This window comes from Streptomyces sp. NPDC094034, assembly GCF_040303865.1.
In the GTDB taxonomy this organism is placed as follows: Bacteria; Actinomycetota; Actinomycetes; order Streptomycetales; family Streptomycetaceae; genus Streptomyces.
The window spans coordinates 97,711-121,735 of sequence record NZ_JBEOUD010000026.1 but is presented as its reverse complement, the minus strand read 5'-3'; the positions used below and the strand labels follow the sequence as shown (position 1 = coordinate 121,735).

Genomic DNA, 24,025 nt, shown 5'->3' with positions numbered 1-24,025 from the left:
CCTCATCCCTCCCTGAGCTCTGTCAGCATGCGCGTCACGGTGTCCGCCTCGGGGTTGGGCAGCCGCCCGACGATCCGCCCCGCCTCGATGAACAGCGCCTCGTCCGTCCAGGACGCGGCGTGCGCGTCATGGGTGACCATCACGACGGTGTGCCCCTGCCGGTCGACCGCGTCGCGCAGGAGGACGAGCACATCCCGCGCGGTGACCGGGTCGAGCGCGCCGGTCGGCTCGTCCGCGAAGATCACGGCGGGGTTGGTGACCAGCGCGCGGGCGATGGCGACCCGCTGCTGCTGGCCGCCGGAGAGCCGCAGTGGCGAGTCCTCCGCCCGGTCGGCGAGCCCGACCGACTCCAGTACCTGGAGCGCGCGTTCGCGTACGGCGGGGCTGTCGGGACGCTCGCCGGCCAGCAGCAGGGGCAGCGCGGTGTTCTCCCGGACACTGAGCGAGGGCACCAGATTGAGCGCCTGGAACACGAAGCCGATCCGCTCCCGGCGCAGCCTGGTGAGCGCGGACTCGGTGAGCCGCGACAGGTCGACGTCGCCGAGCCGCACCGTGCCGGAGGTGGGCTGGTCGAGGCCGGCGGAGCACTGGAGGAAGGTCGTCTTGCCGGATCCGGAGCGGCCCATGACCGCCAGGAACGTGCCGCGTTCGACGGTCACACTGACTCCGTCCAGGGCGTTCACGGGGGTGCCGCCCCGCCGGTAGCGGCGCGTGACCGAGTCCAGTGTCAGCGCCGCCGCGGGGCTGGGAGCGCCACTGTTCGAGGGCCCCCGGGTGCCGCTTCTCGCCGTGGCACGTTTCCCCGTGCGAAGCCTGACCATGTGTGTGCGCCTTCCAGGCTGTACGGCCGAGGCCGTGTGCGTACCGACCGGCCGACCGCCCCGCCGGATGGGTTGTTCATCCTGTTGAGAACGGTACGGAGGGGACGGCTCCGGCACGATGGAGCGCACACCCGTCCTGGGGTTCAGCCTGCGTCACCCCGGCTGGGGTGACGGACGTACCTCGCGCGGCGGCGGTTCGGATTACCGTGATCCATGGGGCCGTCGTCCACCGGACCCCCGTCCCGCCCCGGACGACCGTCCTGCCCCAGGGAGCCCGCCGTGCGTGATTTCTCCACTCAGCTCCAGCGTTCCTGGCACGACACGTACTATCTGGTGCTCGCCCTGCCCGTGGCGTCGATGTGCTTCCTGATGGCCGCCGCCGTACCGCTGGGGCTCGTCTTCATGGCGCTCATCATCGGCGCTCCCGCCTGGCCCGATCTCGTGCGATTACTCCGCAGACTGGCCGGATACGAGCGGGTACGGGCCGGTACGCGGCTGCGTACGGCGGTCGCCGAGCAGTATCTGCCGCTCGACGGTGTGCCCGCGGACCGGCTGCGGCTGTCGCTGACGGACCCCGGCACCTGGCGCGACGCGCGCTGGCTGCCGTTGCAGATCATCATCACCCTGCTGTTCTGCGCGGTGGCGATCCTGGTGTGGGTGGTCGGTCTGCTGGTGGACGGGCTCAACATGGGGGTGGGCGGCGCCGTCGCACAGCGCCGCGAGGACATGTACGGTACGCCCGCCAAGCCCCGTACCCCGCTGGTGCTGCACCGGCTCGGCACGCTCGCGGACACCCAGGCCGCGTGGAGCGCGGCGCTGCTGCGTCCGAAGCCGTCGGCACGGCTGGTGGACAGGATCGCGGAGCTGTCGGAGAGCCGGGCGGGCGCGGTGGAGGCCCACAGCGCCGAACTGCGCCGTATCGAAAGGGACTTGCACGACGGCGTACAGGCGCAGCTGGTGGCGCTGTCGATGCGGATCGGGCTGGCCAAGCAGTTGGTGCGGACGAACCCGGACGCCGCCCTGGCCCGGCTGGACGAGGCGCAGTCGGGCCTGGAGAGCACATTGGCGGATCTGCGGCATGTGGTGCGTACGGTGCATCCGCCGGTGCTGACCGACCGTGGGCTGGCGGGCGCGGTCCGCGCGCTGGCCGCGTCCTCGGAGATCCCGGTGGAGATGGGACTCGGCTCGGTGGAGAACTCCTTCCGACTGCCGGCCGCGGTCGAGGCGGCGGCGTACTTCGTGGTGGCCGAAGGGCTGACCAATATCCGGAAGCACTCCGGGGCCACCCAGGCATCGGTGCGCTTCACCCGGGGCAACGGCATACTGAGGGTCATCGTGGCCGACAACGGCCGCGGTGGCGCCGACGAGCACGAGGGCAGTGGTCTGATCGGCATCCGCCGGCGCGTCGCCGCGCTTGACGGCACGGCGAGCCTTTCCAGCCCACTCGGTGGGCCGACCAAGCTGAAAGTGGAGCTGCCTTGCGGATCGTGATCGCGGAGGACAACGCCCTCTTACGTGAGGGCATGGTCCTTCTGCTGACCAGCAATGGCCATGACGTGGTGGCGACCTGCGCCGCCGGGCCCGAGGTGATGCCCGCGCTGCGCGAGCACCGGCCGGACGCGGCGGTACTGGACGTACGGCTGCCGCCGACCTTCCGCGACGAGGGGCTGCGCGCGGCGGTACAGGCCCGTAGCGAACTCCCGGACCTGCCGATCCTGGTGCTCTCGCAGTATGTCGAACAGACGTATGCCGCCGAGTTGTTGGCCCAGGGTGCGCGGGGCATCGGCTATCTGCTCAAGGACCGGGTCGGCCGGGTGGAGCAGTTCCTTGAGGCCCTGGAGCGCATCACCACCGGCGGAACGGCCCTCGACCCCGAGGTGGTCACGGAGATTCTCAGCCAGAAGGCCGCCGCGCGTCCGTTGCAGGCTCTGACGCCACGTGAGCACGAGGTGCTGGAGATGATGGCGCAGGGGCTGGCCAACGGAGCCATCGCGGAGCGGCTGGTGATCACCGAACGGGCGGTCAGCAAACACATCCGGGGTGTCTTCGACAAGCTCGGGCTCCCGCCAGAGGGCGGAAATGTGCACCGCCGTGTCCTGGCCGTACTGGCTTATCTGGGCAACAACGCACCGGAGAGCTCCGCGTAGCGCGAGGGACGGACCGTGGGATCGCGTCCCGGACAGCGGAAAACCCCGGGCATCCGGAGACGGGGGAAGACTCCGTGACGCCCGGGGCGGGATTCCACACTGCCACGACGGGGGAATGAACAGCCGTGGGAATCCCGGCTTATGGGTGTTCCGGTATCTCGACGTCCGTATCTCAGCCGAACGAGATGCAGGTGTTGCGGATAATTTTGATCCGCTTGGTGGTCTCCGAGACGATTTCGCCGACCGAGTCGGGATCGCGCCCGCCGGGATCGACGCTGCGTAATTCCTTCGCCGCCTCACGGAGCTTCTCGTCGTCGGTGTCCTCGGCCAACTGGGCGATCTCGTCGGCGAGATCCTTGAGTTCCTTCTCCGCCGCCTCCGGGTCCTTGGTGTCGGAGAAGTTCGAGGACTTGGCGAGGATCTTCTCGCACGCGTCGCCGCGGCTCTTGGCGTTCTCCGCCCCCTCGCACGCGGCGATGCCGAGCATCGCGGGTACGAGGACGAGGCCGGCGAGCAGCGCCCTGGCCGTGTTCTGCCGCGATCCGTGCCCCCGCCGCCGCCGGCCGGGGTGACGACCGGCGTACCCGCCACCGCCGGTTGTCGTCTGGGCTGTGTCCGCCATGGAAGTGCTCCCACTCGTGCCCGTCGTATCGCGGTCGAGCCGCGCCGTCTGCCTCCATCGTGTCGGGCGACGGGGTTCAGGTCAGTACACCGCGTACCCGGACCGGGGTGGCACCTGCACCACCATCGCGGGTTCAGCGCGCCGCGCGAACGCGCTGACACCCGTCCCCAGCAGGGCAGTTACGCCCAGGCTTAAAGGTCTGCCGGGCGCCGTCCGGCGGTGAGACCATGCGGCCATGTCCCGCCCACGACCCCGTCCCGACCCCGGCGAAGGTGGCTTACCGTGCCTCAGAACCGACCTTCCGCACCTCGGCGCGCACCGCGCTGGGTGGTGTCCAGGCCGCCTCGTCCCGCGGCGGACCTACGGCTGTTCTGCTTCCCGTACGCCGGTGGCGGCTCCAGCATCTTCCGTTCCTGGGCAGGGCACTTGGACGGGAGTGTGGAGGTGTGTCCGGTGCTGCTTCCCGGCCGTGAGGAGCGGTTCAGCGAGCCGCCGCTCACCCAGGTGACGGAGCTGGTGCCGCTGCTCGCCGACCGGCTGGCCGGCTGGTTCGACAAGCCGTTCGCGTTCTTCGGCCACAGCATGGGCGGAGAGATCGCGTTCGCGCTCGCGGAGTATCTGTGCGCGCGGGGGCCGGTACGCCCCGGGCATGTCTTCGTCTCGGGCTGTGTACCGGTCCCGGGGCCCGTCCTGCGGCACACCCTGCCCGATCCCGAACTGCTCGCGGAGATACGGGAGATGAACGGGGCCCCGGCGGAGTTCCTGAACAACCCGGAGCTGATCGAGCTGATGCTGCCCACGCTGCGGGCGGACTTCACCCTGGCGGAGAACGCGGTGCCGGATCCCGCCGCGGTGCTTCCGGTGCCGCTGACCGCGTTCGCGGGGACGGACGATCCGGAGGCGGGTCCGCGGCAGGCCAAGGCGTGGTCGCGGCATGCCGGTGGGGCGTTCGAGCTGTACGAGCTGGCGGGCGATCACTTCTTCCTGCATGACGCGGGCCCGCTGCTGGACATCGTCGGACGGGTGCTCAACTCAGGCTCGGGTCCGGGGACTCACGGCTCCGGTCCTGGGAGTCACGGCTCCGGTCCGGGGACTCACGGCGCCGGTCCTCGAAGCCACGGCCGGAGCGCTCCAGACAGTCACTGATCACCTCGGGACCGGCTCCGGCGACCATGTCGACGACGCCCCCGTCCCGCAGGAACACCACGGCGTCGGCGCGCGCGGCCACGGCCGGCGCCGAGGTCGACATGACCGCCGCGACGCCATGCCCCCGCACAGCCCGGCGCAGCGCCATGCCGGACTCCTCCGTCGCCTCGTCGGCGAGCAGCAGACGCGGCCCGAGCGCGACCGCCGCCGCGACGGGGCCCGCGCCGCCGGGCTCGGGCACCCAGGACGCCAGTGGTCCGCCCCGGTCCCCGCTCCCGGGACCGCGGCGCGCCACACCGGAGGACGGCTGGATCTCACCGGAGAGACATCTCAGCAGCGTGGTCTTACCGGCGCCGCTCTCACCCATTACCGCGAGAAACACCCCTGCTCGCACGACCAGGCTGACATTCCGCAGGGCATAAACGACCCGGGGTCTCGTCCCGTAAACCATCGTGACATTTTCGAGGGCGACAACTTCGGACACGCGTTCGATTGATTCACTCGAATCCACGTGCATCATCGAAAATCTCCCCTTTATCGCGCTTCACGGCGAAGTGGACCCGCACCCCGCATCTGCCCGCCGGCGCATCACATACCGTCAACATACCGATACCGAGCAAGGCGGAACAGGGGGGTCCACAAGCAAATTAAAGGTACAGCCACCTCACCCAAGAATGTAGTGCGTGCACCCGTGACAACGTGAAGAAGTCGAATTACCGGCACTATCGGCCACGCGCCATTCTCCACTCAACCTTTCGACCCGCATAACGCGTCCAACAAAAGCCCCCCGCGCCGCGAAGCGCCCGCCGGGCGAGGAGGGCTGCCGACCGTACGCGGCCCGCCGGGGCGCGGCGACCCGTCACGGGCACGGGGCGGCGGGGAGCCACACCGGGGCCGTCGCGGTGATCATTACGATCCGGTCTCGGCATACCCCCAAGGTCTTGCCTTCTGTTCGTGTAATCGATTCCAATCCTCCGTGTAATCGATTCCACGAGGAGGTGGACCGACGATGGCGGGCATCAAGGATGTCGCGGCCGAGGCAGGCGTGTCCGTCGCCACGGTGTCGCGGGTACTCAACGACCATCCGTCGGTCAGCCCCGCGTCCCGCGCCCGCGTGCTCGCCGCGGTCACCGCGCTGGGCTACCGGCCCAACGCCGTGGCCCGGTCCCTGCGCACCGATCAGACCCGCACACTCGGCCTGGTCATCAGCGATGTACTCAATCCGTACTTCACCTCGCTGGCCCGCGCGGTCGAGGAGGAGGCGCGGACGCTCGGCTACAGCGTGATCATCGGAAACGCCGACGAACGGCCCGAGTTGCAGGACCACCATGTCCGTACGCTGCTCGACCGCCGGATCGACGGGCTGCTGGTGTCGCCCACCGACCGCGGTTCGGCGCTGATTCTGGACGCGGTGCGTGCGGCGACCCCGCTCGTCTTCGTGGACCGGTGGATCCCCGGCGTCGAGGTGCCCGTCGTACGGTCGGACGGCCGCGCCGCCGTACGCGATCTGGTCGCCCATCTGCTGCGGATCGGCCATCGCAGGCTCGCGATCATCGCGGGCCCCGCGACCACCACCACCGGCAGCGAACGCGTCGACGCCTTCCGTACCGCGCTGGCCGGGCACGGAGTCGCGCTGCCCGACGCGTATATCGGCCAGGGCGACTTCCAGGCCGAGAGCGGCCGCCGGGCCGCCGAGCGCTTCCTCGATCTGCCGGAGCCTCCCGACGCCGTGTTCGCGGCGGACAATCTGATGGCCCTCGGCGCGCTCGACGCGATCCGCGCCCGGGGGCTGAGCGTGCCGGACGACATCGCGCTCGCGGCGTTCGACGACATCCCGTGGTTCGTGCACACGGATCCGCCGATCACGGCCATCGCGCAGCCGACGGACGAGCTCGGCCGGGCCGCCGTGCGGGCGCTGGCCGAGCGCATCGCGGGCCGGGTCCCGCCGTCCGTCACGCTCCCGGCCCGGTTGGTCGTACGCCGCTCCTGCGGTGCGAGCTTCCCACCGGCCCCCCGGCGGCCGGACTCCTCGGAGAACACACCGCCGGAACACGCACCACCGGAGAACGCACCGCCCGAACACGCACCGCCGGCACGCGCGTCAGCGGAACGCGGGCCGTCAGCACAGGGCCCGTCGGCTCCGAACCCGTCCGTACGAACGCGAAGGAGCAACCCGTGAGTCACCCGGACGAGTTGCTGCGTGTCGAAGGGATACGCAAGACCTTTCCCGGCGTGGTCGCGCTCGACAGTGTCGACTTCGATCTGCGCCGCGGCGAAGTGCATGTCCTGCTCGGCGAGAACGGCGCCGGCAAGAGCACTCTGATCAAGATGCTCTCCGGTGCCTACCGTCCGGACGCCGGGCGCGTGCTCGTCGGCGGACAGGAGGTCCGTATTCACGGCGCGCAGGACGCCGAACGGCTGGGAATCGCCACCATCTACCAGGAGTTCAACCTGGTCCCCGATCTGACGGTGGCCGAGAACATCTTCCTGGGCCGCCAGCCGCGCCGCTTCGGCCTGATCGACCGCAAGAAGATGGAGTCCGACGCGGCCGAGCTCCTTCAGCGCGTGGGAGTCACCACCCCACCGGACACCAAGGTGCGTGAACTGGGCATCGCCCGGCTCCAGATGGTCGAGATCGCCAAGGCGCTCAGCCTGGACGCGCGGGTGCTGATCATGGACGAGCCGACGGCCGTGCTGACCTCCGAGGAGGTCGACAAGCTCTTCCGGATCGTGCGCGCGCTGCGCGAGGACGGCGTCGGCATCGTCTTCATCACCCACCATCTGGAGGAAATCGCGGCGCTCGGCGACCGGGTCACTGTCCTGCGCGACGGCCGCAGCGTCGGGCAGCTGCCCGCGTCGACCCCCGAGGACGAGCTCGTACGCCTCATGGTGGGCCGCGACATCGACCAGCAGTATCCGCGCCGGGCCGCGCGGACCGGCGCCGCCCTGCTGTCCGTCACCGGACTGACCAGGGAAGGCGTCTTCCGTGACGTGGGCTTCGAGGTACGCGCAGGCGAAGTCGTCGGTATCGCCGGGCTGGTGGGCGCCGGCCGTACGGAGGTCGTACGCGCGGTCTTCGGCGCGGACCACTACGACACGGGCTCGGTACGAGTGGCGGGCGCCGCGCTGCCGCGCCATGACGTCAGCGCGGCGATGGCCGCCGGGATCGGGCTGGTGCCGGAGGACCGCAAGGGCCAGGGCCTGCTGCTCGACGCGTCCGTGGAGGAGAACCTCGGCCTGGTCACCCTGCGTTCGGCGACCCACGCCGGGCTGGTGGACCGCGCGTCGCAGCACACCGCCGCCGCCCGGATCGCCGGACAGCTCGGCGTCCGGATGGCGGGGCTCGACCAGCGGGTGCGCACCCTGTCCGGCGGCAACCAGCAGAAGGTCGTCATCGGCAAATGGCTGCTGGCCGAGGTCAAGGTGTTGATCCTCGACGAGCCGACGCGCGGTATCGACGTCGGCGCGAAGGTCGAGATCTACGAACTCATCAACGAACTCACGGCCGCAGGTCACGCCGTGCTGATGGTCTCCAGCGATCTGCCCGAGGTGCTGGGGATGAGCGACCGGGTGCTGGTGATGGCCGAGGGCCGGATCGCCGGTGAACTCACGGCGGACGAAGCGACACAGGACGCGGTGATGGCGCTGGCCGTCGGCGCCGCGCGACCGACCGGACCGGCGATCGGCGAGGACGACGAGGAAGAAGGGGTGGAGGGCTCCCGTGGCCACTGACACGCTCAAGAACAAGACGGACGGCGGTGGCGGTGGCGCGAGCGCCCGGTCGGTCCGCCGGCTCCTGCTCGACAATGGCGCGCTGAGCGCCCTGGTCGTTCTGGTGGTGGCGATGTCGCTGCTGTCGGGCGACTTCCTGACCACGCAGAACCTGCTCAACGTCGGGGTGCAGGCGGCCGTGACCGCGATCCTCGCGTTCGGTGTCACGTTCGTCATCGTCACCGCGGGCATCGATCTCTCGGTCGGCTCGGTGGCGGCGCTCTCGGCGACCGTCCTGGCCTGGTCGGCGACGTCGGAGGGGGTGCCGGTGTGGCTGGCCGTCGTGCTCGCCGTGGGCACCGGCATCGCGTGCGGGCTGGTCAACGGGGCGCTCGTCTCGTACGGCAAACTGCCGCCGTTCATCGCCACGTTGGCGATGCTCTCGGTGGGCCGCGGTCTGTCCCTGGTGATCTCGCAGGGCAGCCCGATCGCCTTCCCCGCCTCCGTCTCGCGGATCGGGGACACGCTCGGCGCCTGGTTGCCGGTGCCGGTGCTCGTGATGGTGGCGATGGGGCTGATCACGGCCCTGATCCTGGGCCGTACGTATCTGGGCCGCTCGATGTACGCGATCGGCGGCAACGAGGAGGCGGCGCGGCTGTCCGGGCTCCGGGTCAAGCGGCAGAAGGTCGCCGTCTACGCGCTGTCGGGACTGTTCGCCGCGGTCGCCGGTATCGTCCTGGCCTCCCGGCTCTCCTCGGCGCAGCCGCAGGCCGCGCAGGGGTACGAACTCGATGCCATCGCCGCGGTCGTCATCGGCGGCGCCAGCCTGTCGGGCGGTGTCGGCAAGGCCTCCGGCACGCTCATCGGCGCGCTGATCCTGGCGGTGCTGCGCAACGGTCTCAACCTGCTGTCGGTGTCGGCGTTCTGGCAGCAGGTCGTCATCGGTGTCGTCATCGCGCTCGCGGTGCTGCTCGACACGGTGCGCTCCCGCGCGGGGGCGTCGGCCACGGCCCCCGGCACATCCGGTTCGGGGGGCGGGGGCGGTCCTGGCCGCAAGGGCGCGCGAGCGGCCACATACACGATCGCGGCGGTGCTGGTGGCCGCCGTCATCGGCGGTGTCTCCTTCTGGAACAACGGCTCCTCCGGCGGCGGGACCAAGCTGGGGCTGTCCCTCTCCACCCTCAACAACCCCTTCTTCGTCCAGCTGAAGGCGGGCGCGGAGGCCGAGGCGAAGGCCAAGGGCGTCGATCTCACCGTCACCGACGCGCAGAACGACGCCTCCCAACAGGCCAACCAGATTCAGAACTTCACCAGCGGGGCCATGTCGTCGGTGATCGTCAACCCGGTCGACTCGGACGCGGCGGGTCCGTCCGTACGGGCCGCCAACAAGGCCGGCATCCCGGTGATCGCCGCCGACCGGGGGGTCAACGAGGCGGACATCGCCACGCTGGTCGCCTCCGACAATGTCGCGGGCGGCCGGCAGGCGGCCAGGACGCTCGCCGAGAAGCTGGGCGGCAAGGGACAGATCGTGATCCTCCAGGGCACGGCGGGCACCTCGGCCAGCCGTGAGCGCGGTCAGGGCTTCGCCGAGGGCATCAAGGCGTACCCCGGCATCACGGTCGTCGCGCGGCAGCCCGCCGACTTCGACCGCACCAAGGGGCTCGATGTGATGACCAATATGCTCCAGGCGCACAGCGGGGTGAACGGGGTCTTCGCCGAGAACGACGAGATGGCTCTCGGGGCGATCAAGGCACTCGGTTCCAAGGCGGGCGCGTCTGTCCCGGTCGTCGGTTTCGACGGCACACCCGACGGTCTGAAGGCGGTCGAGGCGGGCACGCTCTATGCCTCGGTGGCCCAGCAGCCGGCCGAACTGGGCAGGCTCGCCGTGCTCAACGCCATCAAGGCCGCGCAGGGCGACGGGATCGCCTCGACGGTGAAGGTGCCGGTCAAGGTGGTCACGGCGAAGAATGTCGCCGACTTCTCCTGACCACCCGACGGCCTCGCGATCGCGACAGGGAAACGGACGGAAAGACTGTGATGAACGACTATGACCTGCTGGTCGTGGGATCGGCCAACGCCGATCTGGTGATCGGTGTCGAGCGGCGCCCCGGCCCCGGTGAGACGGTGCTCGGCTCGGATCTGTCGGTCCATCCGGGCGGCAAGGGCGCGAACCAGGCGGTCGCCGCCGCTCGCCTCGGCGCCCGTACGGCGCTGCTGGCCCGGGTCGGCGACGACGCGCACGGTCGGCTGCTGCTCGACTCGCAGCGCTCGGCGGATGTCGACACGGCCGGGGTACTGTCCGGCGGCGCGCCCACCGGGGTCGCGCTGATCACGGTCGATCCGACCGGGGACAACAGCATCGTGGTGTCGCCCGGCGCCAACGCCCGGCTGTCTCCGGCGGACATCCGGGACGCGTCGGATCTGCTGCGGGCGTCGCGCGTGGTCTCCGCGCAGTTGGAGATCCCGCTGGAGACGGTCGGGGAGGTGGTGGCGGGGATGGCGCCGGGCAGCAGATTCGTACTGAACCCCTCTCCCCCGGTACCCCTGCCGGCCGGAATCCTGGCGGCCTGCGACCCCTTGATCGTGAACGAGCACGAGGCGCGCGTGGTGCTCGGCGCGTCGGCCGGTGACGACGGTGACGATCCGGCGCGGTGGGCGAGGGCGCTGCTCGCGCTGGGGCCACGCTCGGTGGTGATCACGCTGGGCGCGCGGGGCGCGCTGGTGGCTGACGGCCGTACGACGACGCTCGTGCCGTCCGTACGCGTGCGGGCCGTGGACACGACGGGGGCCGGTGACGCGTTCACCGCCGCGCTGGCCTGGCGGCTGGGCGCCGGTGAGAGCCTGGCCGGGGCCGCCGCCTACGCGGTGCGGGTGGGTGCGGCGGCGGTGACCAAGGAGGGGGCGCAGGTGTCGTTCCCCACGGCGGCGGAGGTGGCGTCGCTCACCCCGGCGGCCTCGGAACCACCGGCGCGCTCCGAACAGTCCGTGGCCACACCGGAGCGGGGAGTGTCCGGGTGAAGAGGTCCGGGATCCTGAATCGCCATCTCGCGGGCGCCCTGGCGGAGCTGGGTCACGGGGACGGTGTCCTGGTCTGCGACGTGGGGATGCCCCTGCCCGCGGGCCCGAGGGTGGTGGATCTGGCGTTCCGGGCCGGGGTGCCGCGGTTCGCGGAGGTGCTCGACGGTCTGCTGGCGGAGCTGGTCGTGGCGGGCGCGACGGCGGCCCACGAGGTCCGGGAGGGGAATCCGGAGGCGGCTCGGCTGCTGGCGGAGCTGCCCGCTCTCGCGTTCGTCCCGCACACGGAGCTCAAGAAGCTGTCGGCGGGCGCGCGTCTGATCGTACGCACCGGGGAGGCGCGGCCGTACGCGAATGTGCTGTTGCGCTGCGGGGTGTTCTTCTGAGCCGCGTCGCGTGGCTTCGATGCCGGGGCCCGGTCTCGACAGGGACCGGTCAGGAGATATCTTGATGTCGAGCAATGTTGCAGACGTGGAGCGGAGCACCCGGTGACTGACTCGACCATCATCTACACACACACCGACGAGGCCCCGGCCTTGGCGACGTATTCCTTCTTGCCTGTGGTCGAGGCGTATGCCTCGACGGCCGGGGTCTCCGTGGAGAGCCGCGACATCTCTCTGGCGGGACGGATCATCGCGGGCTTCCCCGAGCGTCTTGAGGAGGGCCAGCGGATCGATGACGCGCTCGCCGAGCTGGGTGAGCTGGCCAAGACGCCCGGTGCGAACATCATCAAGCTGCCGAACATCTCGGCTTCGATCCCGCAGCTGAAGGCCGCGATCGCCGAGCTCCAGCAGCAGGGCTACGCGCTGCCTGACTACCCGGACGACCCGAAGAGCGACGAGGACCGCGACGTCCGCGCGCGCTACGACAAGGTCAAGGGCAGTGCCGTCAACCCGGTCCTGCGCGAGGGCAACTCCGACCGCCGCGCCCCCGCCTCGGTCAAGAACTACGCCAAGGCGCACCCGCACCGGATGGGCGCGTGGACGGCCGACTCGAAGACGAACGTCGCGCACATGACCGCCGACGACTTCCGCTCCAGCGAGAAGTCCGTGGTCATCGCCGAGCCCGGCTCGCTCCGTATCGAGCTGGCGGGTGACGACGGCAGCACCACGGTCCTGCGCGAGTCGGTGCCCGTGCTCGCGGGCGAGGTCGTCGACGCGTCGGTGATGCGGGTGGCGGCGCTGCGCGAGTTCCTCAAGGCCCAGATCGGCCGGGCCAAGGCCGAGGACGTGCTGTTCTCCGTGCATCTGAAGGCCACGATGATGAAGGTCTCCGACCCGATCATCTTCGGCCATGTCGTCCGGGCGTTCTTCCCGAAGACGTTCGCCGAGTACGGCGAGGTGTTCGCCGCGGCCGGTCTGACGCCCAACGACGGCCTGGGCGGGATCCTGGCCGGTCTGGACTCCCTGGCCGACGGCGCGGCGATCAAGGCGTCCTTCGAGGCCGAGCTCGCCGACGGCCCCGCGCTGGCGATGGTCGACTCCGACCGCGGCATCACGAATCTGCACGTACCGAGCGATGTCATCGTCGACGCCTCCATGCCGGCCATGATCCGCACCTCCGGTCATATGTGGGGTCCTGACGGCCAGGAGGCCGACACCCTCGCGGTCATTCCCGACAGCAGTTACGCCGGGATCTACCAGGTCGTCGTCGACGACTGCCGCGCACACGGCGCGTACGACCCGTCGACGATGGGCTCGGTGTCCAACGTCGGTCTGATGGCGCAGAAGGCCGAGGAGTACGGTAGCCACGACAAGACCTTCGAGATCCCCACCACCGGCACGGTGCGGGTCCTCGACGGCTCCGGCGCCGTCGTACTGGAGCACGTGGTGAGCGCGGGCGACATCTGGCGGATGTGCCAGGCCAAGGACCTGCCGATCCGGGACTGGGTCAAGCTCGCCGTCACCCGCGCCCGCGCGACCGGCGCCCCGGCGGTGTTCTGGCTCGACGAGGGCCGCGCGCACGACGCGAACCTCATCGCCAAGGTCAGGACCTACCTCGCGGAGCACGACACCGAGGGCCTGCACATCGAGATCATGTCGCCGGTCGAGGCGACCGCGTTCTCCCTGGAGCGCATCCGCCGGGGCGAGGACACGATCTCGGTCACCGGCAATGTGCTGCGCGACTACCTCACCGACCTGTTCCCCATCCTCGAACTCGGCACGAGCGCGAAGATGCTCTCCGTCGTCCCGCTCATGAACGGCGGCGGGCTGTTCGAGACCGGTGCGGGCGGCTCCGCGCCCAAGCACGTCCAGCAGCTCGTCAAGGAGGACTATCTGCGCTGGGACAGCCTGGGCGAGTTCCTCGCGCTCGCGGTCAGCTTCGAGCACCTCGCGCAGACGACGGACAACGCGCGCGCCCAGGTGCTCGCGGACACCCTCGACCGCGCCACGGCCACCTTCCTCAACGAGGACAAGTCGCCCAGCCGCCGTCTCGGTGGCATCGACAACCGCGGCAGCCACTTCTACCTGGCGCTCTACTGGGCGCAGGAGCTGGCGAAGCAGACCGACGACGGGCAGCTCGCCGAGGCGTTCGCGCCCCTCGCCAAGACGCTGGCCGAGCAGGAGAACACCATCGTCGACGAGCTGATCGCCGTACAGGGCAAGCCGGCGGACATCGGCGGCTACTACCAGCCCGACCCGGTCAAGGCCGCGGCCGTCATGCGCCCGTCGGCCACCTTCACCCGGGCCCTCGCGCTCCTCGGCTGACACGACGGCGCCCACGGGGTGCCTCTCGGTTCCGCCCCGTCCGACCTCCTCGTCGGCCGGGGCGGTTCCGGACACACTGCCGGGCCCGCACACTGCCGGGCCCGTACGCGTACGGGCCCGGCAGTGTGCGGGAATCAATGGGACAGGGGCGTCAACGGGAGAGTCGCAGCACGCTCCCCTCGCCGTTGGCCGAGAGGAAGAGCGAGCCGTCCGGGCCGAGCGCCAGACCGGCGAACTGGCGTGGCGGGCCCGGGACTCCGGGGACGAGGCGGGGGGTGGGGCGGGTGGTGCCGGGCGGCAGGCCGACCGCGAGATTCTCGGCGTCGATCCCGCTCTTCCCCGTGACGAGCGATATCGACCGGAGCCGGCGGTGCGCCGTCTCCACCGTGAACAGCTCGTCGTGGCGTACGACCAGACCCTGCGGCGCGCCGAGACCGTCCGCGACCGTCACCGCTTCGCCGTTGTCGAGCCGGAGCACCGCCCCGAGTCGGTCGTCGCTGACGTAACAGCGCCCCTCTCCGTCGAAGGCCACATCCACCGGGTGTTCGAGCCCCGCCGCGAGTACGGCGACGGTGTCGGTCGCGTCGATCCGCAGAATCCGGCCGCCGCCCGTCTCGGCGACCACGAGTGAGCCGTCCGGCGCGACCGCGATGCCGGTGGGCTCGCTCAGTCCGGTCGCCCGTATTCGCGTGGTCTTCGCCACGGGGTCGTAGGTACGGACCTCACCGAGCTGCGAGGTGAGGTGCAGGACCCCGTCGGCCGCGGTGATGCCGTGCACGAAGGGCCGCAGATCGTGAGTGACGATGCCACCGGACGTGTGCGTGCGGGCGTCGGCGTTCTCCGTCCCGCTCGCCTTCGCGCTCACGCTCGCGTGCTCATCGGGTCCGTCGGGGCCCGCCAGGCGGTAGTGGTCGGCCGCGTACACCGTGCCGCCCAGATCGACCGTCACACCGAAGGGGCCGTCGAGCCCGCGGGGGACGATCTCCCGGATCCGGCCGTCGGTGTGCATCTCCGTGACCCCGCCGCTCGCGTAGCTGGAGACGAACATCCGGTTCTCGTCGTCGAACGCCGCGTTGTCCAGCCCCGCGACACCGGAGACGACGATCGAGCGTGCTCCGGTGCCCAGATCGATACGGGTCACGATGCCCGCCACACCGCGCGACAGCACCACCAGCACACCACCCTGGTCGAACCGGACCGCGACCGGGTCGTCCACGTTCTCCGCGACCAGCTCGGGCTCACCGCCGTCGGGGGATATCCGCCACACCTCATTGGCGATCATGTGCGGGTAGTAGAGCAGCCCGTCCGGACCGAGCTGCATCGCGTTGCCCCAGGCCAGTCCGTCCGTGAGCAGCGTCGGCTCGCCACCGTCGGGGAACAGCTCCATCAGACGGCCATTGCCGCGCATCTCGTTGACGAAGAGGCGATTTCCCACGCAGGTGATGCCGTTGGGCAGTGTCATCGCGTCGGAGACCAGGGTGAATTCGCCCGCGGGGTCCCGGCGCCAGACCCGGCCGGGTGTGATGTCGGCGATATACATCGAGCCGTCCGCGCCGAAGGCGAGATCGTCCGGCGCCTGGACCGGGCTGTCCATGGGCACCACCACGTCGACGATCCCCGAGGCGGGATCCACGGCGCTGATCTGTCCGGCGATGAACTGCGCCACGTACAGCCGCCCGTCGGGCCCGAATGTGACGCCGTTCGAACCCCACAGCCGGTTCGGCGGGTTCAGTCTCGTCGTGTTCCAGCGCTCGCTCGTGGTCCGCCAGTGGCCGGTCGCGTCGAATCGGCTGGGCTGCCTCCTCGCCCCCTCTTCGGGGAAGGTGCTGGTCACTGGATGATCGCCTCGCCCATGTCGCCGTCCGTGCGCCAGCGTTTGATCAGCTCGTAGAACTCGATCGGCCCGCCGCCGTACGACTGGCTCTCCTTGCTCGGCATGCCCTCGTTGTTGTAGTAGCCCGGGGTGCACTCGGCGAGCAGCGCCCGCGCGTCCACCGCCCTGGCCCGGATCGTTGCGACCCAGGCGGCCTGTGCCTCGGCGGTCGGCTCGATGTACCGCGCCTGCCGCTTGTCCGCCTCGGCGATGATCTCGGCGAGATGGATCGCCTGCTCGTCGAGGACGTGGACGAAGTTCACGGAGACCGCGTTCTGCAGGGTCCCGAGATGGAAGAAGTTGGGGAAGCCATGGCTGTAGAACCCGTGGAGTGTCTTCGGACCGTCCTTCCAGGATTCGGCCAGGGTGACACCGTCCCGGCCGTGTACGTCGAGTCCGGCCCGCTCCGCCGGCGGGCCGCCGATGTCGAAACCGGTCGCGAAGATGACGCAGTCGACCTCGTACTCGACGCCGCCGGCCACAAGACCGCTCTCGGTGATGCGCTCGACGCCACGCCCCGCCGTGTCGACCAGCGTGACATTGCTCCGGTTGAACGTGGACAGGTAGGTGTCGCTGAACGTGGGGCGCTTGCACATATAGCGGTACCAGGGCTTGAGCGCCTCGGCCGTCGTGCGGTTCTCGATGACGGCGTCCACTCGGGCGCGTATCTCGTTCATCTTCGTGAAGTCGGCCAACTCGGCCATGAGACCGCGCTGTTCGGGGGACACCTGGTCATCGCCACCGCTCGCGCCCGGCAAGAGGCTCTGGAGCAGCCGGGCGCTGGTGGTCCAACCGTCGGACACCAGATCCTCGTCCGCTCCGCCACCGGCGACCTGTGCCAGGAAGTTCTCCTGGCGGCGCCGCTGCCAGCCAGGGGTCAGCGTCCGGGCCCATTCGGGGTCCGTGGGGCGGTTGTCACGTACATCGACCGAGGACGGCGTGCGCTGGAACACGTAGAGATGCCCGGCGTCACGCCCCAGGTGCGGCACGCACTGGATGGCGGTCGCGCCCGTGCCGATGACCGCGACCTTCTTGTCGGCGAGCTTGTGCAGACCGCCGTCCGCGTCACCACCCGTGTACGCGTAGTCCCAGCGGCTCGTGTGGAACGTATGCCCCCGGAAGGTCTCGATGCCCGGGATGCCGGGGAGCTTCGGCCGGCTGAACGGTCCGCTGGAGACCACCACATAGCGCGCCCTCATACGGTCGCCGCGATCGGTGCGGATGATCCACTCGAACTTGTCCTCGTCCCAGCGGAGTTCGGTCACCTCGGTCTGGAAGCGGACATCACGGTACAGCTCGAACCGCCGCCCGATCGCGCGCGCGTGCTGCCTGATCTCCTCCCCCGGCGCGTACTTCCACTTCGGCACATAGCCGACCTCTTCGAGCAGCGGCAGATAGATGTACGACTCGATGTCGCAGTGGATCCCCGGATACCGGTTCCAGTACCACGTTCCGCCGAAGTCCCCGGCCTTCTCGATCACCCGGATGTCCCGTACGCCCGCCTGGCGCAGCCGGGCGCCGGCGACCAGACCGCCGAAACCGCCACCGATGATCGCGACCTCGACCCGGTCGTCGAGGGGCTCCAGGTCGGGCGCCGGAGCCGCGTACGGATCGTCCACGTAGTAGCCGAACTCCCCCGTGGTGCTCAGGTATTGCTTGCTGCCGTCGGGGCGGATCCGGCGGTCGCGCTCGGCTCGGTAACGGGCGCGCAGGGCGTCCGGATCGAATCCGAGCGCCCCCGGGTCCGGCCGTGGGTCTTCGGATGACGCGTGGGGGGTGGGCATACGTGTCCTCTCAGGAGTTCTTGGACCGCTGCTGTGCAGTGGTGTGAGCCGTGTTGTCATGTCGGCTGTGTTGTGAGGTCGGCTGCGTTGTCATGCCGGCCGCCCGGTCGCGGCGAGCGACTGGCCCAGGCATTGGTGGGGGCCGAAGCCGAAGGCGTTGTGCTGACGGGCCTGCCGGGTGAGGTCGAGCCGTTCGGCCTCGGGGGCGTCCGTGTTGGTGATGAGCCGCGGGGTGACCTTCGCGATGTCCAGCCGGCCGCCCTGGGCATCGGAACTCCGGAGTGCCCCGCTCCCTGTCGTCCTCGGTGTCTGCCAGTGTGTCGGCCATGTCTCTCCTCGGTGGGGGCTCCGCCGGAACGGAGAACGGGGAAGGTGACGGGACGCCTTGATGGACACATGCAACCGGAGCGCACTGACACCTTCCGGTCAATTGCCTGACAGCAAGCTGACGTGAGGACGATCACACACGGTCAGCGGCCCAGCAGGTAGCCGAATCCCCTGCGGGTATGGATCAGTGGGGGCTCCTCCTGGTCGACCTTCTGCCGGAGGCGGGAGATGAGTTTCTCGATGGCGTTGTCGGCGCGGCCGTCGCCCCAGACATGACGGCAGATCTGTTCCTTCGTCAGCACCTGGTCGGCGTTGACCAGCAGATGACGCAGCAGCCGGTATTCGGCGGGGGTGAGGTCGAGCGCCCGCGGCCCGCGCCAGGCCTGGCAGGTGGCGTCGTTCAGGACGAGGTCGCCGTAGCACGGCCCTCGCCGCGCGGGACCTCGCCCGCGGCCAGGGCCGCGCAGTAACACCTGTGCCCTGGCGAGGACTTCGGCGATCCGGAACGGCATGGTGACGTAGTCCTCGCGGCCTGGCCCGAGTTCGGGAAGGAGGCTGTCCAGGTACTCGCACATGGCCAGGAAGAGCACCGGGGGGCGGTCGGCGACGCGGCGACGCCCGCGGGCGAGAGCGGTCAGGTCGGGCAGCGTCGTATCGAGGACCAGCAGATCGAACCGGTGTCCCGCGACCCGCTCCATGCCCTCGGCGCCGGTACGCGCCGTCCCGACCCGATAACCCGCCAGTTCCAGTGTCGTCGTGAGCAGGTCGGAGATCTCCCGGTCACCGACGATGACCAGGACGTGCTGCCCGTCCCCACGAACCGCCGACGGTCTCTCGCGGACACCCCGGCGCATCTGGCTCACGCCCGGTATGTCGCTCACGCTCCGCATCTCGCTCACCCCGCACATCCCGTATCTGGAAGGACCACTTCGCGTACGGCTCACGTGTCACGTCCGAGCGGCAGCGCCGGGGTCCCGGGCACCGTGGGCCACGGCGTCAGGCAGGGCGCTCGGGATGGGCGCCGGCTTCGGCGTCGGCATAGCCGAGGAAGTCGTCGACCATCCGGTGGAACAGGGCGGCGAGCTGCCGCAGGTCCTGGGGCGACCAGTCCGCCAGGGCCGCCTGCATCCCCCGGCGACTCGCCTCGCGGATACGGTCGATCACCTCCCGCCCGACCGGGGTCAGCTGGATGCGCTGGGCACGACCGTCCTGCGGGTCCGGGACGCGGGTCACATACCCCGACTTCTCCAACTGCTGTACCTGCCGGGTGACATGCGATGCCTCCACGGCCAGCCGGGTCGCCAGCTCGCCGGGGCGAAGGGGCTCGGTGTCGGCGATCTGCCGCATCAGCGCCACGGCGGCCCGGTCCAGTGACACCCCGGCCTGGACCATGAGGCGGTCGTGCTGCCGGACCCTGCTGGACAGATAGGCGACGCGGCTCAGCGCCCGCTCGATCTCGATCACATCGGCCGAGGCCGCGGCCGTGGCAACTGCTGGCGGTGACTTGGACATCCATACACTTTACCATCTATTTGCCTGACTCAAGCAACTACGTATTCACTTGCTTGACTCAAGTAACTCACATCTGCTTGCCTGACTCAAGCAATCAGCTGTCCATCACGGCGGAAGGAGTACGCATGAGCGGTACCGGTTTCGAGGGACGCGGTGTCGTTGTCACCGGAGCGGGATCGGGAATCGGCAGGGCCACGGCGCTGCGATTCGCCGAGGAGGGGGCGAACGTACTGGTCGCGGATCTCAACCGGGAGACCGCCCAGCAGACCGTCGAGGCGGTGAGGACCGCGGGAGGCGTCGCTCGCGCGGTCGTCGGTGATCTCGGCGAGCAGCGGGTGGTGGACGAGATAGTCGCCACGGCCATGGACGCGTACGGCGGCCTGGACGTGCTGGTGAACAACGCGGGCATCATGGACCGTATGTCGGCCCTCGCGGACACCGAGGACGCCGAATGGGAGCGCGTCATCCGGGTCAATCTGACGGCGCCCTTCATGCTGACCCGTGCCGCCTTGCCGCACATGCTGGCACGGGGCCGCGGCGCGATCGTCTTCACCGCGTCCGAGGCCGGTCTGCGCGGCAGCGCGGCAGGCGCCGCCTACACCGCCGCCAAGCACGGCATCGTCGGCCTGACGAAGTCCCTCGCCGTGATGTACCGGAACAAGGGAATCCGCGCCAATGCCATCGCCCCCGGCGCGACGTCGACCAATATCCGGGTCGATGCCGAGGCGACGGCACACGGCCCGAGCGTGATCGGCTCCCACGTCGGTCTCTCGGGCAGGGTGGCCGACGCCGCGGAGCAGGCCGCCGCCATCCTCTTTCTCGCGTCGGACGCCGCGGGCAACATCAACGGCGCCGTCCTCCCCGTCGACAACGGTTGGTCAGCCGTCTGAACTGGTCAGTCGTCCGACCCCGGGGCTCCGGCGCACTCGGCCCCCCGGGGCGTCGGCGGCGTCGGCTGCGTCGGCGTCGGCGCTGAGCGCGCCCTCAACTATCGGCCAGTTCTTCCTTGTTGAGGACAAAGTATGGACGGTGTGGGGCGCTGTCCCTACCCTGGGCGTCGTTCTCGCGCGGAAGTCCGCGTGAAGCGCGGCGTAACCGTTTCCGCCGCCGCACCGCCGGTACGTGTACGAACTCCACGCCGCGGACGCGGGGCCGCCCCGGCCCCCGCCCGCTCGCAGCTTCCCAGCAGGAGGACGAGTGCAGCCACACGAGTACCAGAGCCCCCGCACCGGTCGACGCAGACCACGGACCCTCACCGGGCTTCTCCTCGCCGCCCTCATCACCGGAGGTCTGGTGGCGCCCGCGGTCGGCGCGGAGGCCAGGGCCCCCGCGGAACTGCCGCCCCAGGAACCGGGCGTCACCCTCCGTGTCTTCGACATCCAGTCCCCGCTCAGCAAACTCTGCGATCTGAAACCGGCCCAGACCCCCAATGTCGACAAGCTGATACCCACGGTCGACTGGTCCTCCACCGAGGGCTTCGGTTTCACGGACAACTTCGTGTCGCAGATCATCGGCAATATCTCCATTCCCGCCGACGGCGCCTACACCTTCCGGCTGATCAGCGACGACGGCTCTCGCCTCTTCCTCGGCGACCAGCGGGTCATCGATCACGACGGGCTGCACGGCGCCGAACCCAAGGACGGTGAGATCACCCTCACCGCCGGCTATCACGCGCTCCGCATCGACCACTTCGACCGCGGCGGCGAGCAGCAGGTGACCCTCCAGTGGAAGCCGCCGGGCGCCGACGACTTCAGCCTCGTCCCGAACTCCGTGCTCAGCACCGACGCGGGCGTGGTCCGTGTCACCGCCCCCGGGCGCAAGGAGTGCGAGGGTACGTACGACACCCCCGGCGACGGCCTTCCGCTGACCTCCGTCCATCCCGGCTACACCCTCACCGACCTGCGCCCGGACGGTTTCGAGCCGCAGGTCTCCGCCATGGACTGGCTGCCGGACGGCCGGCTCGCCGTGACCACCTGGGGCGGCAGCAACAACACCGTGGGAGAGGCGTACATCCTCGACCATGTCACGGGGGACACCGGCCCGGAGAAGGTCACGTACAAGAAGATCGCCGGCGGGCTGAAAGAGCCGATGGGCATCAAGTACGTCGACGGAAAGCTGTATGTGTCGGAGAAACACCAGCTGACCGAGTTGTCCGACACCAATGGTGATGACGTCACCGACGTGACCCGCAAGGTCGCGTCCTGGCCGTTCGGCGGCAACTTCCATGAGTTCGCCTTCGGCCTGCTCTACAAGGACGGGAACTTCTATCTGAATCTCTCGGTCGCCATCAACTACGGCGGTGCGACGACCGATCCGCAGCCGGCCGCGAACCGCGGCACCACCGTCAAGGTCAACAAGGCGACAGGAGAAGTCAGTTATCTGGCCGGCGGGCTCCGTACCCCGAACGGGATCGGGTGGGGCCCGGAGGGCGATCTCTTCGTCACCGACAACCAGGGCGGCTGGCTGCCCGCTTCGAAGCTCGTCCATGTGAAGCAGGGCCGGTTCTTCAACCACTACACCAACCCGGACGGCCCGTTCGACGACCGCGCGGTCACCAAGCCGGTGCTCTGGCTGCCGCAGAACGAGATAGCCAACTCACCCTCCACACCGATGCTGATCGACAAGGGGACCTTCGCCGGTCAACTGCTCTTCGGTGATGTCACCTACGGCGGGCTCCAACGCGCCGATCTGGAGAAGGTGGACGGCGAGTACCAGGGCGCGGTGTTCCGCCATACGCAGGGTCTGGAGGCGGGCATCACCCGGATCAGCACGGGTCCCGACGGTGCGATCTACGCCGGCGGTCTCGGCGCCGACGGGAACTGGGGCCAGGAAGGGAAGCTCCGCTTCGGGCTCCAGAAACTCACCCCGAACGGCACGAACGCCTTCGACATCAAGACCATGCGCGCCACCCGCGACGGCTTCGAACTCACCTACACGAAGCCGCTGTCGGAGGAGACCGCCGCCAAACTGGCGACCGGCTACTCCGTGGAGCAGTGGCGCTACGTACCCACGCCGGCCTACGGCGGCCCCAAGGTGGACGAGGAGCGTCTGCCCGTCGCGTCCGCCCGGCTCTCCGAGGACCGCCGCACGGTCCGGCTCACCATCCCGGGGCTCAAGACCGACCGGGTGGTGCATGTGCGCTCGCCGCGCCCGTTCGCCTCGGCCGACGGCGAGCAGCTGTGGTCCACCGAGGCCTGGTACACCCTGAACGCGCGGCCCGGCCCCGAGGAGCCCGTCACGTCGTACGACGCCGAGTCCGGGCGCCTTTCCGGTGGCGCGGACATCGACACCGAGCACGCCGGCTACACGGGCGGCGGCTTCGTCGACGGCTTCGGCACCCAGGGCGCCACCGCCACCTTCGACATCGAGGTTCCCGCGAAGGGCACCTACGATGTGAGCCTGCGCTACGCCAATGGTCCCAACCCCTTCACCGGCACGAAGACGATAGGTGCCGGCGTCAACGGCGGACAGACACGGCAGATCAGTCTGCCCTCCACCGGCGCCTGGAACCGGTGGTCCTCCTCGACCGAGCGATTCGCCCTGAAGAAGGGCCGTAACACCCTCACCTACAGCTACCGGCCCGAGGACACCGGCCATGTCAACCTGGACATGATCGAGGTGCGCAGACCCGGCAGCCGTATCGATCTGTTCTCCGGCGGCAGCATCTCCACCGCCTGGCAGCACACCGACGGCCGCGGCGTCCAATGGCCACGTACCGCCGAGAACTCCGTCGAGGTGTGCTGTGGCGACATCCGCACCAAACAGTCCTTCCGCGACTTCAAGCTGCACGCCGAGTTCCGGGTGCCGAAGCTGCCGCCGGACGTCACCGGGCAGGATCGCGGCAACAGCGGTGTCTACCTCCAGGAGCGGTACGAGATCCAGATCCTGGACTCGTTCGGTGTGGAGAAACTGGCCGTGAACGAGGCGGGCGCGATCTACAACAAGGTGGCCGCGAACGTGAACGCCAGTACCGCGCCCGAGACATGGCAGACGTACGACATCGTCTTCCGCGCGGCCCGGTTCGACGCCGCGGGGAAGAAGACCGAGGACGCCAGGATCACGGTGGTGTGGAACGGCACCAAGGTCCACGACAATGTCGCCGTGGACGGCCCGACCGGCAGTGGCGACGCGGAATCGGCCGCGGCGGGCGCGATCCGGCTCCAGGACCACGGCAACAAGGTCCGGTTCAGGAACGTGTGGATCGAACCGCTGGGCTGACCTCCACGCGGCACTCCGCGTGGCACTCCACGCGGTACTCCAGGTGGTGGGCCGACTGGCCTTCGACGCCTCCCCCGGCCGGTTCCGGCCGGGGGAGGCGTCAGGTGCGGATCGCGCGATGGTGCCGGTCGGCCGGGGTCA

The 24,025-nt window shown here is 69.8% G+C and carries 19 protein-coding genes; 11 read left to right on the top strand and 8 right to left on the bottom strand.

The annotated features are described in order from the left end of the window. Positions 1-2 precede the first annotated feature (2 nt). Complete coding sequence (locus ABTZ59_RS22765) at positions 3-821, bottom strand: ABC transporter ATP-binding protein (RefSeq protein ID WP_351411330.1); 819 nt, start codon at positions 819-821, stop codon at positions 3-5. 279 nt (positions 822-1,100) lie between these two features. Between ABTZ59_RS22765 and ABTZ59_RS22760 the strand changes: the two genes are divergently transcribed. Both ABTZ59_RS22760 and ABTZ59_RS22755 read left to right on the top strand, forming a co-directional pair. Next, entirely contained in the window at positions 1,101-2,312 is a 1,212-nt protein-coding gene (locus tag ABTZ59_RS22760; protein WP_351411321.1) for a sensor histidine kinase, read from the top strand. After that, entirely contained in the window at positions 2,300-2,968 is a 669-nt protein-coding gene (locus tag ABTZ59_RS22755; protein WP_351411313.1) for a response regulator transcription factor, read from the top strand. The genes ABTZ59_RS22760 and ABTZ59_RS22755 overlap by 13 nt, the downstream gene beginning before the upstream one ends. A gap of 172 nt (positions 2,969-3,140) precedes the next feature. Here ABTZ59_RS22755 and ABTZ59_RS22750 read toward each other — a convergent pair whose 3' ends face one another. Beyond that, positions 3,141-3,590 carry a DUF8711 family protein gene (locus tag ABTZ59_RS22750; protein ID WP_351411304.1) on the bottom strand — a complete coding sequence of 150 codons (450 nt, stop codon included), beginning with the start codon at positions 3,588-3,590 and terminating at the stop codon, positions 3,141-3,143. A gap of 282 nt (positions 3,591-3,872) precedes the next feature. On the opposite strand from ABTZ59_RS22750, the gene ABTZ59_RS22745 reads away from it, so the two are divergent. Beyond that, on the top strand, positions 3,873-4,736 hold the full coding sequence (locus ABTZ59_RS22745) for a thioesterase II family protein (RefSeq protein ID WP_351411298.1): 864 nt from the start codon (positions 3,873-3,875) through the stop codon (positions 4,734-4,736). On the opposite strand, the gene ABTZ59_RS22740 is transcribed toward ABTZ59_RS22745, so the two are convergent. Further along, positions 4,618-5,187: an ATP-binding cassette domain-containing protein gene (locus tag ABTZ59_RS22740; protein ID WP_351411281.1), complete on the bottom strand. Its 570-nt coding sequence runs from the start codon at positions 5,185-5,187 to the stop codon at positions 4,618-4,620. The genes ABTZ59_RS22745 and ABTZ59_RS22740 overlap by 119 nt on opposite strands. 558 nt (positions 5,188-5,745) lie before the next feature. Between ABTZ59_RS22740 and ABTZ59_RS22735 the strand changes: the two genes are divergently transcribed. From ABTZ59_RS22735 to ABTZ59_RS22710, 6 genes are all read left to right on the top strand, one after another. Then, complete coding sequence (locus ABTZ59_RS22735; RefSeq protein ID WP_351411264.1) at positions 5,746-6,915, top strand: LacI family DNA-binding transcriptional regulator; 1,170 nt, start codon at positions 5,746-5,748, stop codon at positions 6,913-6,915. Then, the gene (locus ABTZ59_RS22730; RefSeq protein ID WP_351411254.1) at positions 6,912-8,468 is read left to right on the top strand and encodes a sugar ABC transporter ATP-binding protein; all 1,557 of its coding nucleotides are present in this window, start codon (positions 6,912-6,914) and stop codon (positions 8,466-8,468) included. Before ABTZ59_RS22735 ends, ABTZ59_RS22730 begins: the two co-directional genes overlap by 4 nt. Beyond that, complete coding sequence (locus ABTZ59_RS22725; protein WP_351411243.1) at positions 8,458-10,434, top strand: ABC transporter permease/substrate-binding protein; 1,977 nt, start codon at positions 8,458-8,460, stop codon at positions 10,432-10,434. The genes ABTZ59_RS22730 and ABTZ59_RS22725 overlap by 11 nt, the downstream gene beginning before the upstream one ends. A 50-nt stretch (positions 10,435-10,484) precedes the next feature. Continuing rightward, positions 10,485-11,465: a ribokinase gene (locus ABTZ59_RS22720; RefSeq protein WP_351411238.1), complete on the top strand. Its 981-nt coding sequence runs from the start codon at positions 10,485-10,487 to the stop codon at positions 11,463-11,465. Next, positions 11,462-11,848, top strand: coding sequence for a D-ribose pyranase (gene rbsD / locus ABTZ59_RS22715; RefSeq protein ID WP_351411219.1), 387 nt, complete (start codon positions 11,462-11,464; stop codon positions 11,846-11,848). The genes ABTZ59_RS22720 and rbsD overlap by 4 nt, the downstream gene beginning before the upstream one ends. A 102-nt stretch (positions 11,849-11,950) precedes the next feature. Beyond that, entirely contained in the window at positions 11,951-14,170 is a 2,220-nt protein-coding gene (locus tag ABTZ59_RS22710; RefSeq protein ID WP_351411206.1) for an NADP-dependent isocitrate dehydrogenase, read from the top strand. Positions 14,171-14,321: 151 nt separating this feature from the next. On the opposite strand, the gene ABTZ59_RS22705 is transcribed toward ABTZ59_RS22710, so the two are convergent. The 5 genes from ABTZ59_RS22705 to ABTZ59_RS22685 all read right to left on the bottom strand — a co-directional run bounded on the left by ABTZ59_RS22705 (position 14,322) and on the right by ABTZ59_RS22685 (position 19,666). Next, positions 14,322-16,004 carry a hypothetical protein gene (locus ABTZ59_RS22705; RefSeq protein ID WP_351411196.1) on the bottom strand — a complete coding sequence of 561 codons (1,683 nt, stop codon included), beginning with the start codon at positions 16,002-16,004 and terminating at the stop codon, positions 14,322-14,324. Beyond that, positions 16,001-17,827 carry a flavin-containing monooxygenase gene (locus tag ABTZ59_RS22700; RefSeq protein ID WP_351411189.1) on the bottom strand — a complete coding sequence of 609 codons (1,827 nt, stop codon included), beginning with the start codon at positions 17,825-17,827 and terminating at the stop codon, positions 16,001-16,003. The genes ABTZ59_RS22705 and ABTZ59_RS22700 overlap by 4 nt, the downstream gene beginning before the upstream one ends. A 90-nt stretch (positions 17,828-17,917) precedes the next feature. After that, positions 17,918-18,229, bottom strand: coding sequence for a hypothetical protein (locus tag ABTZ59_RS22695; RefSeq protein WP_351411405.1), 312 nt, complete (start codon positions 18,227-18,229; stop codon positions 17,918-17,920). 68 nt (positions 18,230-18,297) lie between these two features. Further along, the gene (locus tag ABTZ59_RS22690) at positions 18,298-19,008 is read right to left on the bottom strand and encodes a response regulator transcription factor (protein WP_351411400.1); all 711 of its coding nucleotides are present in this window, start codon (positions 19,006-19,008) and stop codon (positions 18,298-18,300) included. 142 nt (positions 19,009-19,150) lie between these two features. Further along, positions 19,151-19,666 carry a MarR family winged helix-turn-helix transcriptional regulator gene (locus tag ABTZ59_RS22685; RefSeq protein ID WP_351411183.1) on the bottom strand — a complete coding sequence of 172 codons (516 nt, stop codon included), beginning with the start codon at positions 19,664-19,666 and terminating at the stop codon, positions 19,151-19,153. A gap of 125 nt (positions 19,667-19,791) precedes the next feature. Between ABTZ59_RS22685 and ABTZ59_RS22680 the strand changes: the two genes are divergently transcribed. Then, the gene (locus ABTZ59_RS22680) at positions 19,792-20,556 is read left to right on the top strand and encodes an SDR family NAD(P)-dependent oxidoreductase (RefSeq protein WP_351411175.1); all 765 of its coding nucleotides are present in this window, start codon (positions 19,792-19,794) and stop codon (positions 20,554-20,556) included. 307 nt (positions 20,557-20,863) lie between these two features. Further along, positions 20,864-23,884, top strand: coding sequence for a 3-keto-alpha-glucoside-1,2-lyase-like domain-containing protein (locus ABTZ59_RS22675; protein ID WP_351411162.1), 3,021 nt, complete (start codon positions 20,864-20,866; stop codon positions 23,882-23,884). Positions 23,885-24,025 lie beyond the last annotated feature (141 nt).